The organism is Psychroflexus longus (assembly GCF_020164595.1).
Classification (GTDB): domain Bacteria; phylum Bacteroidota; class Bacteroidia; order Flavobacteriales; family Flavobacteriaceae; genus Psychroflexus; species Psychroflexus longus.
The window spans coordinates 202,702-219,662 of sequence record NZ_JAIQZE010000002.1 but is presented as its reverse complement, the minus strand read 5'-3'; the positions used below and the strand labels follow the sequence as shown (position 1 = coordinate 219,662).

Below are 16,961 nucleotides of genomic sequence, written 5' to 3'. Positions count from 1 at the left end.
AAAACAATCTTAAAAGCGCTCTACAATATGATGTTGTAGAGCGCTTTTATTATAAAGACATTTCATCGTAACTAAGAATGGTGTTATAGCCTTTATTTTTAAAATAGGAAGAAGGATTAGTTTCACAAATTACCATTATAAAGTCACCTCCCCAAGCGCCAAGACTCTTTATAGCCCCATCAAAATCCGGAAATAATTGATATTGTATGGGTTCTATTTTTAAAATCTGCGAAAGGCATTCTTCATGAGAATGGAGTAATTGCTGTGCGTACTTATATGACTCAATGCTTTGAAATTCCTGGGTAATGTTGCTGATCTTAGAAATCAAAGTTTCAAGATTTCTTGGTTTCACCTTCCTATAGTTGGCTATAGCTTCTCTGCTATTCTGCTTTTCTTCCAAGTAAACGTAATATAGATATGGTTTTAAGGCTTCTGGTATTTCAGCTTTCTTCACTTTTTGTTTTTTATTTTCTAGTGAATAAACTAATGGGAATTCAGATTCTGCACAGGCAATATCATAACCGCTACCGCCAAAGGTTTTTTCCAACAATTGATAAGGATTTATTCCAGCCCATTTTGAAACATTTGCAATAAGAGTAGAGGAAGTACCAAGCCCCCAGTTTCTCGGAAACTCAAGTCGAGTCTCGAAATTGTAATTCTGATAAAAGACTTTAGAGTTCAGTCGGTTTGCTTCAATCAATATTTGAAAAAGGCGCTTTTCGAAATCATTTTTTCCTTCACGTCTTTGATTTAAAACTTTTTGAAGGTCAAATTTTAGGTCTAACCAGACACGGTTTTCATAGTCATAACTTATCCAGGTAGAGTATTCTTCTTCAGAAGAAGTAACTTCTAAATACTGACCAAACTTACATGGAATCGCAAGTGCTTCTGCCCCATCCAAAACCAAATATTCCCCGGTTAATAAAAGTTTGCCGTGACTATAAAAGCGCTGAGACTCCATTAAGACCTCATTTTTTCAAGTAAATTTATAACTGCTGAATGTGTTACCGTATTGGTTTTGAAGTAGTCGACAGCTTCTGTTCTTTCCTTTTCGCTAGCTTCAAATTGATTGAGAATATTCATCAGGTGCATTTTCATATGTCCTTTTTGAATTCCAGTAGTCACCAACGAATTGACGGCGGCAAAGTTTTGAGCAAGTCCGGCAACTGCTGTGATTCTCATCAGATCTTTAGAGGAAGGATCATTAAGCATAGCAAGTGATAATTTCACAAGTGGATGTAAGCTGGTAAGCCCGCCAATGGTTCCTAAAGCTAGAGGCACTTCAATCCAAAACCTAAACAGTCCATCTTCTACATTTACATGAGTTAAGCTGCTGTATTGCCCTTTTCTGGCAGCAAATGCATGTACGCCGGCTTCTACCGCTCTGAAATCGTTACCAGTTGCCAACACGACTGCATCAATGCCGTTCATAATTCCTTTGTTGTGAGTTACAGCTCTATAAGGTTCTATTTCTGCAATTTTGATAGCCTGAGAAAACTTTCTAACAAATTTTTCTGCCTCTTCTTGGGTTTTTCCAAGTTGAGAAACTGGACACGAAACTTCAGCCTTTACTAAACATTCCGGAACATAATTGGATAAAATACACATGATCACTTCAGGATAATTGCCTTCAGAAGTAAAGGAGTCATAAATTTTAGCTTCAGCTTCCAGAGTCTGTCCGAATTGCTCTAAGCAAGAATTAATAAAATTCGCTCCCATAGCATCTACGGTTTCAAACGTACAGTAAAGCTGGAAGTAGTTGTCTAAAGATTCAGTTTTATCGATTAAGGCAATATCTTTTATTCCACCTCCACGTTTTTCCATGTTTTTAGTGATGGAAGCCGTATCCTTATAAAATTGAGGTTTGACCTGTTCAAAAAAGTCCTTCAGTGCCTCAGGCTTACCGCTAAAACTGAAATGAACGTGACCTACTTTAGTCGTTCCCAAAATTTCAGTTTTGAAGCCGCCTTTATCCAACCAAAACTTAGAAGCTTTACTAGCGGCTGCAATCACAGAGCTTTCTTCAATTGCCATAGGAATGGCATACAACTTTCCATCTATTTCAAAATTAGGTGCAACACCCAGAGGTAAATAATAGTTGGAAATTGTATTTTCTGTGAATTCATCATGAAGTTTTTGCAAAGCTTCATCTATATTCCAGTACTGTTTTATGATCGTTTTTGCTTTGGGATAGTGGGATAAATAATGCTCCGTGATCCAATCTATTTTTTGGAGTTTGGTCAACTTGGAGAAGCCAGATATTTTAGACATTTTAATTCTTTAAAAATTTGGTTACAAAGATACACTTCATAACTAATAAGAAACTTTAACCTGGTGATACTATTTTGAATCAAGCTATTTTATAGACTATAATCCAAATCTCTCATAAAAGAGACTATCAATTAGAGTTTAATTAAAAAAAGGAAGCGATTTTTGATGTTTTTTTAGTAAAATTGACCTCCAAATTAAATACCATGAAAAGCCAAAAGTTCATTTTAAATTTATTAGTCATTTTTTTGACCAGTTCAATTGCCTCTGTATATGCTCAGACCAAAGATATTACCCTGGAGGATATCTGGAGTGGAGAGTTTAGCCAGGAGAGAATGCAAAGCCTGCAATCTCTGAAAGACGGCAAATCTTACATTGTCCAGGATTATGACAGAGCAAGTCAAAATATGAAGGTGGATATCTACAGCTATAAGACAGGAGAAAAAACGGGAACGCTAATTAGCAGTAAATCTATACCAGGCTTATCCATTTTTCAGACATTTCAATTGAGTAACGATGAGAGCAAAGTCATTCTAGGAACCAATGTCGAATCTATTTTTAGACGCTCCACACGTGGAATATTTTACGTTTACGATCTGGAAAGTGAAGAACTTGTCAAAATTGATGAAGAAAAGATTCAATCTCCAACTTTTTCACCGAAAGCAAGCAAAGTTGGTTATGTGAAGAATAATAATATCTTCTATAAAGATTTAGAAACGAATTCAATCGTTAAGGTGACGACAGATGGTGTGAAAAATAAAATCATCAATGGAGTAACAGATTGGGTTTATGAAGAAGAATTTTCATTTGTACGTGCTTTTGAATGGAATCCAAGTGGGACTAAAATTGCTTATTTAAAATTTGATGAAAAAAATGTTCCAGAATTTTCAATGGATTTATATGGAAATTACGGCCAGAGTTTATATCCGAAGCAGGAGGCCTTTAAGTATCCTAAAGCTGGAGAAGAAAATGCTAAAGTTAGCCTTCATTTATTTGACTTAAATTCTAAAACAAATTCAGCAATTGAATTGGGAGATTACGAATACCTCCCGCGTTTGGAATGGACTCAAGATGAAGACCTATTTAGTATCCAAACCTTGAATAGATACCAAAATGAACTAAAGCTTTATCTAGTAAATGCTGAAACAAATCAACCTAAATTAGTTTTAACTGAAAAAGATAATGCTTATGTAGATGTCTCAGATGATTTAACTTTCCTTAACAACAACAGCTTCATCTGGACAAGTGAAAAGGATGGATGGAAACACATCTATCACTATTCTGAAGACGGAAGCCTGATCAATCAGGTTACAGATGGTGCCTGGGAAGTGACCAATTTTTATGGTTTTGATGACATGTCAGGGAGAATTTATTTTCAAAGTACAGAAAATGGAAGTGTGAATCGTGATGTTTACTCAGTGTTGGCCAACGGAAAAAACAAATTGAGACTTACGCGTAAAACCGGAACTCACAGAGCAGATTTCAGTGCAGATTTCACCTACTTCGTAAACACCTTCACAAACTCAAAAACTCCAGCGGTTTACACCCTTCATAAAGCAAGCAATGGAGAGTTGGTGAGAGAAATAAAAGATAATTCAGCTTTGTTAAACAAGCTAGATAGTTATAACATATCACCAAAAGAACTTTCCACTATAAATGTGAATGGAAATGAATTGAATACCTGGATGATTAAACCACCAAACTACAATCCTGAAAATTCGTATCCCTTATTGATGTTTCAATATTCAGGACCAGGCTCTCAATCAGTCTCAAATACGTTTTTTGGCACTAATGATTACTGGTATCAAATGTTAGCTCAGCAGGGTTATATTGTCGCATGTGTAGATGGTCGTGGAACGGGTTATAAAGGCAGAGATTTCAAAAAAGTGACTCAAAAAGAACTTGGAAAATACGAACTTGAAGATCAAATTTCTGCTGCTAAATTATTTGGAGCAAAAGAATTTATAGACGAAAATAGAATAGGCATTTGGGGGTGGAGTTACGGAGGTTTTATGGCTTCCAATGCAATGTTTCAGGCAAATGATGTTTTTAAAGCCGCAATTGCTGTAGCCCCAGTTACAAGCTGGAGGTTTTACGACACTGTTTACACAGAACGTTACATGACTACACCGCAAGAAAACGCTTCCGGTTACGATGATAATTCTCCAATCACCCATGTTGATGAGTTTGATAAAGGAAACTTTTTGTTGGTTCACGGCAGTGCAGATGATAATGTGCATGTTCAAAATACCATGCAGCTTATTGAAGCATTGGTTCAAGCCAATAAGCAATTTGACTGGAGGATTTATCCTGATAAAAATCACGGGATTTATGGTGGAAACACGCGTCTTCACCTTTATACGTTGATGACCAAATTTATTGAAGAAAACTTATAACCTTTATGGAAGACACAGTAAAACCAGCTTACAAAAAAGAATTATTCGGTCATCCAGCGGGTCTCTATATTTTATTTTTTACAGAATTATGGGAGCGATTTTCTTACTACGGGATGCGAGCTATACTTACCTTATATATGCTTGCCAAAGTAAGTTCTGATAATCCTGGTCTTGGCTGGGAAGAAGGAAAAGCGCTTGCAACCTATGGATGGTACACTATGCTAGTTTATGTCGTGTCTATTCCTGGAGGAATTATAGCCGATAAAATTCTTGGACAAAAGAAGTCGGTGATGATTGGGGGTTGGCTATTAGTCGCGGGTCATGGAGTTTTATCTATCGAACAAGATTGGGCTTTTTTCAGTGGGCTTTTATTAATTGTACTCGGAGTTGGAATGTTGAAACCCAACATTTCTACTATGGTTGGTGGCCTTTATAAGGAAGGTGATGTAAGACGAGATAAGGGATTTTCTATATTTTATATTGGTATAAACGTTGGAGCCGCAGTAGCAGCCATTTTAGTGGGTTATATTGCTTCAGAATATGGATGGCACTATGGGTTTGGCTTAGCTGCAATCGGAATGGTACTTGGCCAGTTGGTTTATATTTATGGTCAGAAGTACTTGACTCATGTTGGTAATAAGCCAAGCTTAATCAATGCCAATGACGCTTCGGTTTCTATCAAAGAGATTTTTCAAAGGATGCTTTCTACGAAGAAATCCCTTGCTGTACTCGTCTTACTTGTCGCTTTATCTTTTGTTCTTCCTATTCAATTTATGGATACAGAGGTAAGTGCTTATATTGTCTTTTTTATCTTTTTATCTGTCGTAGTAGGATTTATGATGACGGTTTACGAAGACTTAAATGGTAAAGTTGAAAAAGATAGATTCATTGTTTTGCTACTTTCTTTTTTAATTGTCATTGTCTTCTGGGGAGCTTTTGAGCAGGCTGGAGGTTTATTAAACATTTACGCTCAGCAAAAAACAGACAGATTTCTACCTGTTTTTGACTACACCGTACCGGCAGCATTTTTTCAATCTTTGAACCCTACCTATATCATCATATTTGGTATTCCAGTTGCTGGATTTTGGGCATGGATGAAAAGGAAAGGTAAAGAAGCCTCTTCTATTTTTAAAATGGGTATAGGTGTTATTATTATGGGACTTGGATTTGTATTCATGGTTTTTGCAACCATGGACTATGAAGCCAATGGTGAAGCCGCAATTTACTGGCTTATATTCGCCTACTTGCTTCACACTATTGGAGAACTTTCAGCTTCTCCTGTAGCCTTGTCATTCATCACTAAATTGGCACCGTTACGTTACGGAGCTTTGATGATGGGGCTCTATTTTGCAGCAACAGGCTTAGGGAATAAAGTAGCTGGTATTATAGGTGAGTCTTCTCAAGCTGAACGTATCGAAATAGAACTTAGCGCAGACCAGAGCCAACTTTCACAATTTGTCGCGAACGAAGATGCTGAAGATGTTTTCCAGAACAATAAAGCTTTTACAATTGAAACTCAACTTTATAAAAACTCATCTGGTGAAGTTGTTTTTGAAGACATAAACACTGGAGAAAAAATCAATTCTATTTTTACTTATCAAGGCGAAAATTCAGAGTCTGAACTCTTGAATAGAATTGAGCCTTATGACGCTACAAAAGAAAATCAGTTACTGACCTATTTAAAATTCGATTATAAAGACGGGAAGTATGATGGAATCATTGCAATAGATCAATTCCAAACCGATCTTGAGTTTAAGACATTTGCTGGAATTGTTGTTTTTACGGTCGCATTTGGTATATTAGTTATTCTATTGTTAAAACCTCTCAAGCGATTAACCCATGGTGCTGAAGAGAAAGAGGTAGAAGGACTTGAAGCAGAAGGGTTCGAGATTGCAGATGACGAAGTAAAATAACATCATGAAATATATATGTTTTAGTTTATTGTTTTTGGTTTTCCATTCTATGCAGTCGCAAATAGAATGGATGACCATGAATGAAGCACTAGAAGCTCAAAAAAAAGAACCCAAAAAGATCTTTGCAGACGTTTATACAGACTGGTGCGGACCTTGTAAAATGATGGATAAGAACACGTTTTCAAATCCAGATGTAGCAGATTATGTGAATGAACATTTTTATCCGGTAAAATTCAATGCAGAAGGTACTGAAAAGGTCGATTATAAAGGATTTGAATACACCAATCCAAACTATAAGCCTGGGCGTAAAGGCAAGCGCAATGCACAGCATTTTTTTGCCAATGCTCTTAAGGTCTCAGCTTATCCTACAGTCGTTTTTTTTGATGAACAGTCCGATGTGATTTCTCCAGTGGTTGGTTACAGAACACCAGAACAGCTTGAGATTTATCTCAAAATGATCGCTACAGACGCTTATAAAGAATTGACCTCTCAGGAAGCCTGGAAGGAATATCAAGCTAATTTTGAAGGGACTTTTGAAAATTAATTTTTAGGAAACACAAATGCTCCGTCTTCCCATGTGGAATGGAATTTCACCTTAAATTTTTCAGCTGAAGCTCGCCAACGTGCAATATCTGTTTTATAATTACTACCGTCTGCGATGACCTGTAAAGGTTTTAGATTCAATAAAACTTTGTCAAAATTTACATCTGGTGAATTTTTGAGTAAAATATATTCGGGGTGGAAATCTTCATTTGGGTACACAGGAATGCTATCCATTATATATAAAACTCCAGATGAATTAAGCTCATATAGATTTCTAAAGTTCGCTATTTGAATACTATCAACACCTTTTAATGTTTTGTAGTTTTTAATGTGATATTCATCTTTTATAGAATCTAGATTTTTAGACTTATCGCTGTACAAATTCAGAAGCGAACCTTTCAAAGCTCCAAGCTGTGAATTCCTATAGGTCTGGAAAATCACAACTTCTTCTTGCTGAAGTTGCTCTTGTTTTTCTACATGAATACATATCATCAAAGCGAGTAGGGATAAATTCAGAAGAGAATAGCTAAGAAGTTTTTGCTTTTTATTCCAAAGAATAAGACTAAAAAGTAAAACCAGGCTAGTGATGAGCATCGGCTTTGTAAAGTAAATGTCTGAAAAAACTAAATCTTCTTTTGAGGCGATCCAGTTCACAAAACCAAGAAGCAGGTCTAGCGCTTGCCCATAAATGTGAGCTAAAAAGTCCGGCAACATATTTAAAAGACCTAAGAGGATTATCAAAATACCTCCACCTAGTAAAACTCCAAGTCCAGGCAAAATCACCAAATTACTCACTATAAACAAGCCAGGGAATTGGTGAAAATAGTATAGGCTCAAAGGCAAGACTCCTAATTGAGCAGTGACTGTAACAGAAATGATTTCCCAGACTTTTCTATCTAAATAAAATCCAGGCTGGTAGAGCCTGTAAAACCGTTGTTGAAGAGAGACTATGCTCAATACGGCCAGATAACTCAATTGGAAACCGACCTGATAAATAAAATAAGGATTGATAATAATTAAAAAGATGGCTGAAAGCGCTAACGTATTGATGGCACTCGTTTTTCGCTTATAATTAAGAGCTAGGCTCAAAAAAGAAAACATGACAGCAGCTCTGAGCACCGATGGGGTAAAGCCTGCCAGCATAGCAAAACCCCAGATACCGATTAAGACTAGAACCTGTCGCATTAAACGACCGTATTTTATCCTCAGTAAACCTTTTGTGATGAACTGCAGGATGAGTAAAATTATCCCAACATGTAATCCAGAAACGGCCAGAATGTGAACCACACCCGCTTTAGAAAAGCTTTCATAAGTTTCAGGATCAATATCTTGCTTTTGACCTAATAGCAAGGCTTGAATAATATCCATTTGGTCTTTTGAAAAAGAGTAGTTTTTCAGGGATTTTAGGATATCTCCTCTCGCTTTTTCTCCCAGACTTCTGAAGTTGAATCCTGGCGACACTTCAATCGAGAATTGATCAACATCAGAGTCAATGACATGGCTCATCTGCAGATTGGACATATATTCCCTATAATTGAATTGTTGAGGGTTCTGCGGGTCTGTAAAAGCTTTTATCCTGCCATAACCAAGGATTTTAGAACCTGCATCTATAAGCGAATCTTTACTCGCAGGCACTTGAATCAAAACTTTGCCTCTGGTTTTAGCCTGATTTAAAGTATTTAAACGGACTTCGTATTTATCCTTAAAAGCACTGGATTTTAAAGATTTGACTATTTTTCCTTCAAAAGTGATATACTTATTCTGAATAGAATCGGTTGATAAGAGATGAGAATAGTGATTTTTTTGATGTTTAGGCAGGTGAGTTTTCGTATTAAGGACCCCTAAGCTGAAAAGGAATAAAAGCGAAACTATCGTAAAAACTGATTTCAACTTTGAATATTTTTTAGATACCAAAAAAGAAATTATGAAGAAGATGAGAAGAATTATGCTAGTAGTAACATAAGCTAAAAACTCAAAGCTGAATTCTATGAAACCAAACCAAATTCCAAAGAAGAATACTAAACAAACTTGCAATAAAGGAAGGTTAGCATACTTCATCGTATTTTAGTCTTGATTAATAAATCACTCGTCTGCTTTTTACGTAGCTTTTTCGCCAGTATGGATTGTTGATGGAAGAGATCATCACGCCTTGAGATGAGCTGGAATGTATAAAGTCTATAGTTTTGTTCGTCTTCTTAACGATTAATCCTACATGATTTATTCTTCTGCTGGTTTTAGAAGTTCGAAAAAAAACAAGATCTCCAACATCCACCTGACTTAGTTTCACCTTGTTCCCAATCTTAGACATTTGTCTGGTGGTCCTTGGTAATTCAACTCCATATCGCATAAAAGACAGCTGGAGCAGTCCGGAACAATCCAAGCCGGACGGATCCATTCCTCCGTATTTATAAGGTGTACCTAAATAAGTTTTTGAATAGCTCACTACACTGGTGACCGTATTGGCCCTTTCCATTTTAGCCTGTTTGGCTCTTTTGGAACTTCCACAAGACGCAAGTGCCAGGCTAAGAGCAAATAGCCAAACCTTGAAATTGATTTTATTTTGTAAAACCGTATTGCTTACCAAAACTTCCAGGATTTTTTCTTTTGTTGATTTTCGCCATAACCATATCCGTAACCATAATTATATGCATTTATACCCGTTTCATCCAAACCATTAATAACGATACCCATATTGGCTAGTTTATTTTGATTATGAATATCTCTGATGTGTGGTAGCAGTCTTGTATCCGTGTATCCAGATCTTGTGATATATAAGGTGATGTCAGCATGATTTGATATAAGTATAGTATCGGTAACCAAAATAGTTGGTGCGGTATCAATAATTACATAGTCATATCTCTGTTTTGCTTCATTAATCAATTCTTCAAATCGAGAACTCATAAGTAGTTCTGCAGGATTTGGAGGAATATCTCCTGAGAGGATGACATCTAAGTCTAAATTTTCTATCGAGTTTTTAATGATTAGGTCTTCAATAGAAACTGAATTGTCGTAAAGAAAATTTGTTACCCCACTTTGATCTTTTTTAAGATTCAAATAATTGTGAATTTGTGGATTTCTTAAATCACAACCAATGAGTAAAGTTTTCTTTTTGGCTGCGACAAGCGATGAGGCCAGATTGATAGCTACAAAAGTTTTGCCTTCACCTTTGGTTGTTGAGGTTACGTAAACAACCTCAGATTTGGAAGAAGTATCCTTTCCCTTTTTGACACTCATGAAGTTGAGGTTCGTTCTCATTATTCTAAAGGACTCCGCAATAGAAGAGCGGTCGTTTGGAAGGATAACTTTATTGTCTTCTTCTTTATGCTGCGGGACTTCTGCTACAATTGGCAGGTTTGGTAAAAATGCTCTAATCTGGTCTTTGGTCTTAATCTTTGTATCAAACAAGAAAAGAATGTAAAGGACTCCAAAAGGAATGACGAGTCCAATAACCAAACTTGATAGCAAAATAATTTGAGATTTTGGACTTACAGGCGCTGGTTGAGTATAAGCATAGTCCACAACTTTAATAATAGGAGCGGTAATTGCAAAAGACAAAGCGGCTTCCTCTCTTTTCTGAAGTAAAAACAAGTAAAGCTTTTCTTTAACGGCTTGTTGACGCTTGATGTTTCTTATTTCCTTTTCCTGCTCTGGTAGTTTGTTGATGTTAGAATCAAATTCCCTTTCTCTTCGCTGTACTTCTTGCAGAGAAAATTCAAGGCTTTTGATGTAGTTATTGATCGTATTGAGAATGTTCTTTCTTAATTGTAAAATAAGCTTATCAAGCTCTTTTACACTTGGATTCTCTGTCGTAGAAGAAATAAGTAAACGATCTCTTTCTAAAATTTTCTGGTTGTAAGTTTCAGTAAAACTATTGATGTTATCATTGGTTATCCCAATTCTAGCAGGAAGCAAGTCATATTCATCTTGCTCTGTAAGCTCCTCCTTAAAATCTTGAGTTAAGGCAAGTTGATTACTAAGCTCAAAAACTCTCAATTCTGCTTCAGTACTTTTTCCAAATAAAGCGGTGGCGTTATTCTCAATTTGAACAAGATCATTTTCACTTTTATAACTTGCAAGGCCACTTTCTACGGTATCTAATTCACTTACAAGATATTCTAGACGTTCAATTACAAATTCTTCTGTTCTTTTGGCAACCAAACGATTGTCATCAATTCCATCAGAATTGAATTGATCTATCAAGGAATTCAGAATGTCTTCATTTTTAGTTTTATTCTGGCCTTTAATTGAAATGTTCAAAATTTCACTCCTATCCCCCAGAGGTTCTATACTTATTTGATTAGTTAATGAACTCACTGCTTGGGAAACCGAACGGAAACTAAAGCTAAAATTAATCCCCTCCAGTTTTGTAATATCTCCATTATAATCTGGGTTGAAGTTGAGGACGAGTGGATAACCTTCCACATTCATAGGTTCACCAACTGTATAAGTATCAGAATAACTAGTCTCCGGATTTTTTATCTCAAACTTATTAAGAGTTTCAAATATCACCGTGTATTGTGGTGTTGAAGTATCGTAAATAGAATCGTTAACGATCCACTCTACTTTGAAAGGTTTTTCATTTTTCCAGATTTCAGACGATTTGAAACTACCAGATTTATAATAGCTGCTAGTGAGGTCAAGATTGTCCACTACTTTGGAAGCAATTCTTCTAGACTTTAAAACACTTCTTTCATTTTCTAGATTGACTTTACTCATATCGATAAGTGGTGACCCTCCACTTAAGCCAGACAAATCTAGACCACTTTGATCCTTCAGTATTTTAATTTGAGCATTAGTTTGATAGATATTGGTAGAGTAGCGTAAAAAGATAAATGCAATCGATACCGAAATGACAAGACAAACAATAAACCAAGGCCAATATTTCAAATACTGAAGTACAATTTTCTTTAAGTCTTCACTGCTATCTTCTGGAGTGGAAGTTGTATTGAGATTTGTGTTTTCCATAGAATGAGGTTATCGAGCCAATAATACGACTGCAGAAAAAATGATAGAAACGACAGAAAGTAAAGTACCTACATTACCAACAAATCCAGCTGATTTTACCTTAGGATTATTTGGCTCTATATAAATGATATCATTTGGTTTTATAAAAAAATAATCAGAATTCATCCAGTCACTCTGAGTAAGATCAATACGCTTCACCTCACGTTGATCACCTTCTTGTCTATAAATCATGATATTATCACGCCTTCCGTTGATAGTCAAATCTCCTGCAAGACCTAAAGCCTGAGGAAGTGTCATATTTTCTTCAATTATTTCATAGGTTCCAGGCTGCCTTATTTCTCCTTGGATTGTGAATTTAAAATTAAGGAGTCTTACATTAACGGTTGGATTTTTAATATAAACTGAAAGCTTTTCTTGGAGCATTTCTTGTATTTCCTGGGTAGTTTTCCCTTCAACTTCAATTTTGCCAAGTTGAGGAAAATTGATTTCTCCCTCACTATTTACAAGGTAGCCTGTCAATTTTAAAAGCTCAACTTGCCTAGGCTGTACCGACGAACCTTCTCCAGTATTGAAACTAAAAGGCAATACACTTTCTGGATTCAAAGCAGCGGTAGAAATATTTAGAATATCGTTGATTTGAATTCTAGGGTGAGAATTGATAGTTTCTATAGACACAAAATCTCTCGTATCAATGTCTTGGTAATAAAGCACATCTTTTTTTGTGGAACAGCTGAAAAGAAATAATGAGAAAATAAGTAGGATGAATTGTTTCATTAAATTTTAGTTAAACAAATTTAATACAAATAAGCGCATTTTTTTATTTAAAAGAAAGCCTTTTACTCTTAAAACCCTCTTTATGATTCTTAATTGTTTTTTGAAAAGAACAATGTAGACTTATGAAAAATTTATCATTAAGTTTGTCATGCATTTGAATCTTAACCAATTGAAATGAACCTCATCCTATCCGTAAAGCGCTTCAGCTTAAAAATATTAAAACGCATGGCGCGTAATTACGTGCCTAGAGTCGTTATACTTTTTATAGATATTTGCATTTCGATATTATCTGCTCAACTCACCTTTTTCTTAATATCGTCTGTAGGCGAAGGTAAACTCAAATTTATTCATCTCAACTGGGAGTTTGTTTCTCTAGTTACTATACAAATTTTATTTTTTCTGATTTTTAGATCTTACTCAGGAATCGTGAGATATACTGGATTTAAAGATTCTATAAAACAGCTTCAGACAGTTATTACAACCGTAGTGACCCTCATTGTGATCAATGAAATTGTTTACAGCCTCTATCAAACCAAAATTTTGGTGAATGGAGGAGCAATAATCTATGGGTTTATTGTCTTTTCAATATTGTTTTTATTTAGGGTTATAGTAAAAAGAGCTTATCAGCTTATTCATGCAGATTCTTCGTCAACCAAAGCCTATTTGCTAGGCACAAGCCTTACCGATGTTGCTATAGCAGAAAGTATCATCTCAGATTCCAGAACTAGCTTTGATATCGTTGGTTTTATAAGTGAAGTCAATAAGTTGAAAAAGACCAGAATCCTTACTCTGCCTATTATAAACCTTGATCAATTAAAACACAAAAAAATACGAGGAGGAACCTCTGTCATTGTTTCAAGCCAGAAACTTAGAGAACTAGCAACCGCAGATTCTGATATATTAAATCAACTATTGGAGCTTAACCTTAAAATATATAAACTCCCGGACCTTCAAGATTGGAGTGGTGAATCGATTTCTTCTGAAATTAAAAAAGTCAATTTAGAAGATCTTTTGCAAAGAACCCCCATAAAACTCCAGCCAGATAAACTTAAATCCATCTACAAAGGCAAGGTGATTTTGGTGACTGGAGCTGCAGGATCCATAGGTAGCGATATCGTTAGGCAACTTATTCGCTTCAAGCCTAAATCAATACTCATGCTCGATCAAGCAGAAACACCATTGCATCACATGAGTCTGGAAATGGAGTCCAAACACCCCAACCTTCATTTTGAGAAAATCATAGCTAACGTTAGGAATTACAAGCGTTTAGAGTCAATTTTTGATTATTTCCAACCCGAAATTGTTTTTCATGGAGCGGCCTACAAGCATGTCCCTATGATGGAAGCCAATCCAATTGAAGCTTTGGATGTGAATTTTACTGGCACCAAAAATCTAACTGATCTTGCCATTCAATACAAAGTTTCAAGGTTTGTTTTTGTCTCTACAGACAAAGCGGTGAACCCAACCAATATCATGGGAGCTTCCAAACGTAGTGCTGAAATATACCTGCAGTCTGTTGCAAGAAACAAATCAATATTAACGCGATTTATCACTACAAGATTTGGAAACGTTTTAGGCTCCAATGGTTCTGTGATTCCGCATTTCAAAGAACAAATAGAAAATCTTGGCCCCGTTACAGTCACCCATCCCGACATTACGAGGTATTTCATGACGATTGATGAAGCATGCCAGCTGGTTTTGGAGGCCGGAGCTATGGGGAATGGAGGCGAAATTTACGTTTTTGATATGGGTAAACCAGTTAAAATCATCGATCTGGCCAAGCAAATGATTCGACTATCTGGATTTATTCCTTATGAGGACATTGATATTATTTACACGGGATTAAGGCCTGGCGAAAAACTTTATGAAGAACTGCTGGCCGATAAAGAAAACACACTTCCTACACACCACCAGAAAATATTGATTGCCAAGGCGAGCTACGATTTTGATAGTGAAAAATTGATTTTGCTTAAAAATCTACAAAATCAGATTTCAAATAACAATGCTTTTAAATCCATAGAAGTTCTCAAAAAACTAGTACCTGAGTTTGTTCCATTAACGGAAGCAGAACGTCAGAAAAATGCGATCTAATTAAGCCTCGAGTTGTTGACTTACTTGATCGTTTACCCAAGTCAAAAAATCTTCATCTTCTTTTGAAAACGCTTGTTTAGTATGAGAATCAATATCGATTTGACCTATATTTTCTCCATTTACAAATAAAGGAATGACGACCTCAGACTTCACGTTGATGCTGCAGGCGATGTAATTATCCTGGGCGGCAACATCATCGACCACAAAGTTTTGATTGGATTCTGCGACCTGTCCACAAATTCCCTTTCCGAAGGGAATAATCGTATGGTCGGTCGGTTCTCCTGCAAAAGCTTTTAAGATAAGCTCTCTTTTATCACCATTTTTAAAGTAAAAACCAACCCAATCGTAAGTGTCAACCTTAGTTTGTAGTAAGTCACAGACTTCTGTTAGTCTATGGTTGATGTCCAGGTTTTTTTGAGAAATCAATTTCTCAACGGCTGGTTTTAGATCTTCTAAGCTCATCATGTTATATTTTGAAGCAAAAGTATTTATTCCAAAAGCATTAGAGACGACGTATTTTCTATAAATTTGTTAAATATTTTTAAATAAGCTGATAGCAAAATTCACTGTTTTAAAACTTATATTTAATACTCAAGCTTTGGAAATTTTAAAGAAAAATAAAGCGGTTGTTAGATTTCTGGGAGTATTCTTCGGAACCTACATCGTTCTTACGTTGGCCTATCAATTTTACCTGGATAACGTAGAATCAGAGGTCTATTTTCCAGAACCCATCACTCATATTGTAGCATTACAAACCGAAAGTTTGATTAGTTTTTTTGGGTATGAAACTAAGATCATCCCTAGTCACTATGACCCTTCAATGCGTCTTGGAATAAATGGGAACTACTTAGTAAGGGTTGTGGAAGGTTGCAATGCGATGAGCGTTATTATTCTCTTTCTCTCATTTGTTTTAGCTTTCAAAAAAGATTGGAAAACCACCTTACTTTTCATTTTAGCAGGAAGTGTTTTGATCTACGCGTTCAATATCTTGCGTATTGCTCTACTCACGATTGGTATCTACGAAATTCCCGAATACCAGGAATTGATGCATGGGACTCTATTCCCCATTTTTATCTACGGCTTTGTCTTTTTGCTATGGATTTTCTGGATAAGAAATTATAGAACTGAAGAAAAACCAATTCATGAATAAGTTTTTAAGACTTGGTTTAATAGGCCTTCTTGTGGTTGGTTTAGCACTTATACGTTTTTTCGAGCATGATCTTTTTTCAGATCCCTTGCTCGAGTTTTACAAAACAGAATTCAGTTATGCGGAAGCACCAGAATTCGACACTCTTCAAGTCATTGCCAGTACGAGTTTTAGATTTTTATTGAACACAATTCTCTCGCTTTCCATCATTTGGCTTGCATTTCCTACTAAGCGCACGTTTTTATTTTCAGTTACATTTTATGGATTTGCATTTGCCATTTTGATGCTCGCATTCTGGTTCTTTATAGACGATATGAAAACTGAAAATCATTTTATCATCTTTTACATAAGACGATTTTTGATACAGCCTATTTTTGTATTGATCTTACTCCCAGCTTTTTACTATCAAAAGAAAGTTGTTAAGGAGCAGGACTGATATTATAAATTAACTAACTTTGCTTTGTGAAATTGTTCATTTTTAAAATAGCATCTCTTTCCCTGGCACTTCTTGTGCTGGTTTCAACCATATCTTTCACGGTTGGAACTCACTATTGTGGTAACATCATGATGGATAAAGCTATTTTATCTCAGGCAGAACCCTGTGCGATGCATCAGGAAATGCCTTCAGAAGAAAAGTCAGATTGCTGTGACGATGAGGTTGAAATCATAAAAGGACAGGAAATACTACAATTAACTAAGGCTGAATTTGATTTAGAAATACCTTTTGAGTTAGTTGTGTTCAGCTTTATACATTTTAGTTCACCTGATCTTTTCGCTAAAAAGTCTGCTTCAACTGAAGTCTACGATCCCCCTCAATACAAGCGAGATTTTCAACTCCTACATCAAGTTTTCCTTATTTGATAG

The 16,961-nt window shown here is 35.9% G+C and carries 14 protein-coding genes; 7 read left to right on the top strand and 7 right to left on the bottom strand.

The window, feature by feature from the left end; translation table 11 throughout:
* Positions 1-49: 49 nt before the first annotated feature.
* Both LB452_RS03680 and LB452_RS03675 read right to left on the bottom strand, forming a co-directional pair.
* Positions 50-961: a GYDIA family GHMP kinase gene (locus LB452_RS03680; RefSeq protein WP_224460370.1), complete on the bottom strand. Its 912-nt coding sequence runs from the start codon at positions 959-961 to the stop codon at positions 50-52.
* Positions 961-2,271: a hydroxymethylglutaryl-CoA reductase, degradative gene (locus LB452_RS03675; RefSeq protein WP_224460369.1), complete on the bottom strand. Its 1,311-nt coding sequence runs from the start codon at positions 2,269-2,271 to the stop codon at positions 961-963. Before LB452_RS03675 ends, LB452_RS03680 begins: the two co-directional genes overlap by 1 nt.
* Before the next feature lie 203 nt (positions 2,272-2,474).
* Here LB452_RS03675 and LB452_RS03670 point away from each other — a divergent pair, with 203 nt between their 5' ends.
* Genes LB452_RS03670 through LB452_RS03660 form a run of 3 tightly spaced genes read left to right on the top strand, consistent with a single transcriptional unit; the run spans position 2,475 to position 7,121 of the window.
* Positions 2,475-4,664, top strand: a complete 2,190-nt coding sequence (locus tag LB452_RS03670) for a S9 family peptidase (RefSeq protein ID WP_224460368.1) — start codon at positions 2,475-2,477, stop codon at positions 4,662-4,664.
* 5 nt (positions 4,665-4,669) lie between these two features.
* Positions 4,670-6,577 (top strand): peptide MFS transporter, encoded by a 1,908-nt coding sequence (locus tag LB452_RS03665; protein ID WP_224460367.1) that lies wholly within the window; start codon positions 4,670-4,672, stop codon positions 6,575-6,577.
* A gap of 4 nt (positions 6,578-6,581) precedes the next feature.
* Positions 6,582-7,121, top strand: coding sequence for a thioredoxin family protein (locus LB452_RS03660; protein WP_224460366.1), 540 nt, complete (start codon positions 6,582-6,584; stop codon positions 7,119-7,121).
* On the opposite strand, the gene LB452_RS03655 is transcribed toward LB452_RS03660, so the two are convergent.
* Genes LB452_RS03655 through LB452_RS03640 form a run of 4 tightly spaced genes read right to left on the bottom strand, consistent with a single transcriptional unit; the run spans position 7,118 to position 12,859 of the window.
* Complete coding sequence (locus LB452_RS03655; protein WP_224460365.1) at positions 7,118-9,178, bottom strand: ComEC/Rec2 family competence protein; 2,061 nt, start codon at positions 9,176-9,178, stop codon at positions 7,118-7,120. The two genes, LB452_RS03660 and LB452_RS03655, sit on opposite strands and share 4 nt — an antisense overlap.
* 16 nt (positions 9,179-9,194) lie before the next feature.
* Complete coding sequence (locus tag LB452_RS03650) at positions 9,195-9,704, bottom strand: C40 family peptidase (protein ID WP_224460364.1); 510 nt, start codon at positions 9,702-9,704, stop codon at positions 9,195-9,197.
* Entirely contained in the window at positions 9,698-12,085 is a 2,388-nt protein-coding gene (locus LB452_RS03645) for a GumC family protein (protein ID WP_224460363.1), read from the bottom strand. The genes LB452_RS03650 and LB452_RS03645 overlap by 7 nt, the downstream gene beginning before the upstream one ends.
* Positions 12,086-12,094: 9 nt before the next feature.
* The gene (locus tag LB452_RS03640; RefSeq protein ID WP_224460362.1) at positions 12,095-12,859 is read right to left on the bottom strand and encodes a polysaccharide biosynthesis/export family protein; all 765 of its coding nucleotides are present in this window, start codon (positions 12,857-12,859) and stop codon (positions 12,095-12,097) included.
* 174 nt (positions 12,860-13,033) lie between these two features.
* On the opposite strand from LB452_RS03640, the gene LB452_RS03635 reads away from it, so the two are divergent.
* Positions 13,034-14,950 (top strand): polysaccharide biosynthesis protein, encoded by a 1,917-nt coding sequence (locus tag LB452_RS03635; protein WP_224460361.1) that lies wholly within the window; start codon positions 13,034-13,036, stop codon positions 14,948-14,950.
* Here the strand turns inward: LB452_RS03635 and LB452_RS03630 are convergent, their stop codons facing one another.
* Complete coding sequence (locus LB452_RS03630; protein WP_224460360.1) at positions 14,951-15,412, bottom strand: GAF domain-containing protein; 462 nt, start codon at positions 15,410-15,412, stop codon at positions 14,951-14,953. It lies immediately after the preceding gene.
* Positions 15,413-15,548: 136 nt separating this feature from the next.
* Between LB452_RS03630 and xrtF the strand changes: the two genes are divergently transcribed.
* From xrtF to LB452_RS03615, 3 genes are read left to right on the top strand one after another with little or no spacing between them, the layout of a single operon-like run.
* On the top strand, positions 15,549-16,100 hold the full coding sequence (gene xrtF, locus LB452_RS03625) for an exosortase family protein XrtF (protein WP_224460359.1): 552 nt from the start codon (positions 15,549-15,551) through the stop codon (positions 16,098-16,100).
* A complete protein-coding gene (locus LB452_RS03620; RefSeq protein ID WP_224460358.1) occupies positions 16,093-16,533 on the top strand; it encodes an exosortase F system-associated membrane protein in 441 nt (146 codons plus the stop codon). The genes xrtF and LB452_RS03620 overlap by 8 nt, the downstream gene beginning before the upstream one ends.
* Positions 16,534-16,559: 26 nt before the next feature.
* Positions 16,560-16,958: an HYC_CC_PP family protein gene (locus LB452_RS03615; protein WP_224460357.1), complete on the top strand. Its 399-nt coding sequence runs from the start codon at positions 16,560-16,562 to the stop codon at positions 16,956-16,958.
* Positions 16,959-16,961: the final 3 nt, after the last annotated feature.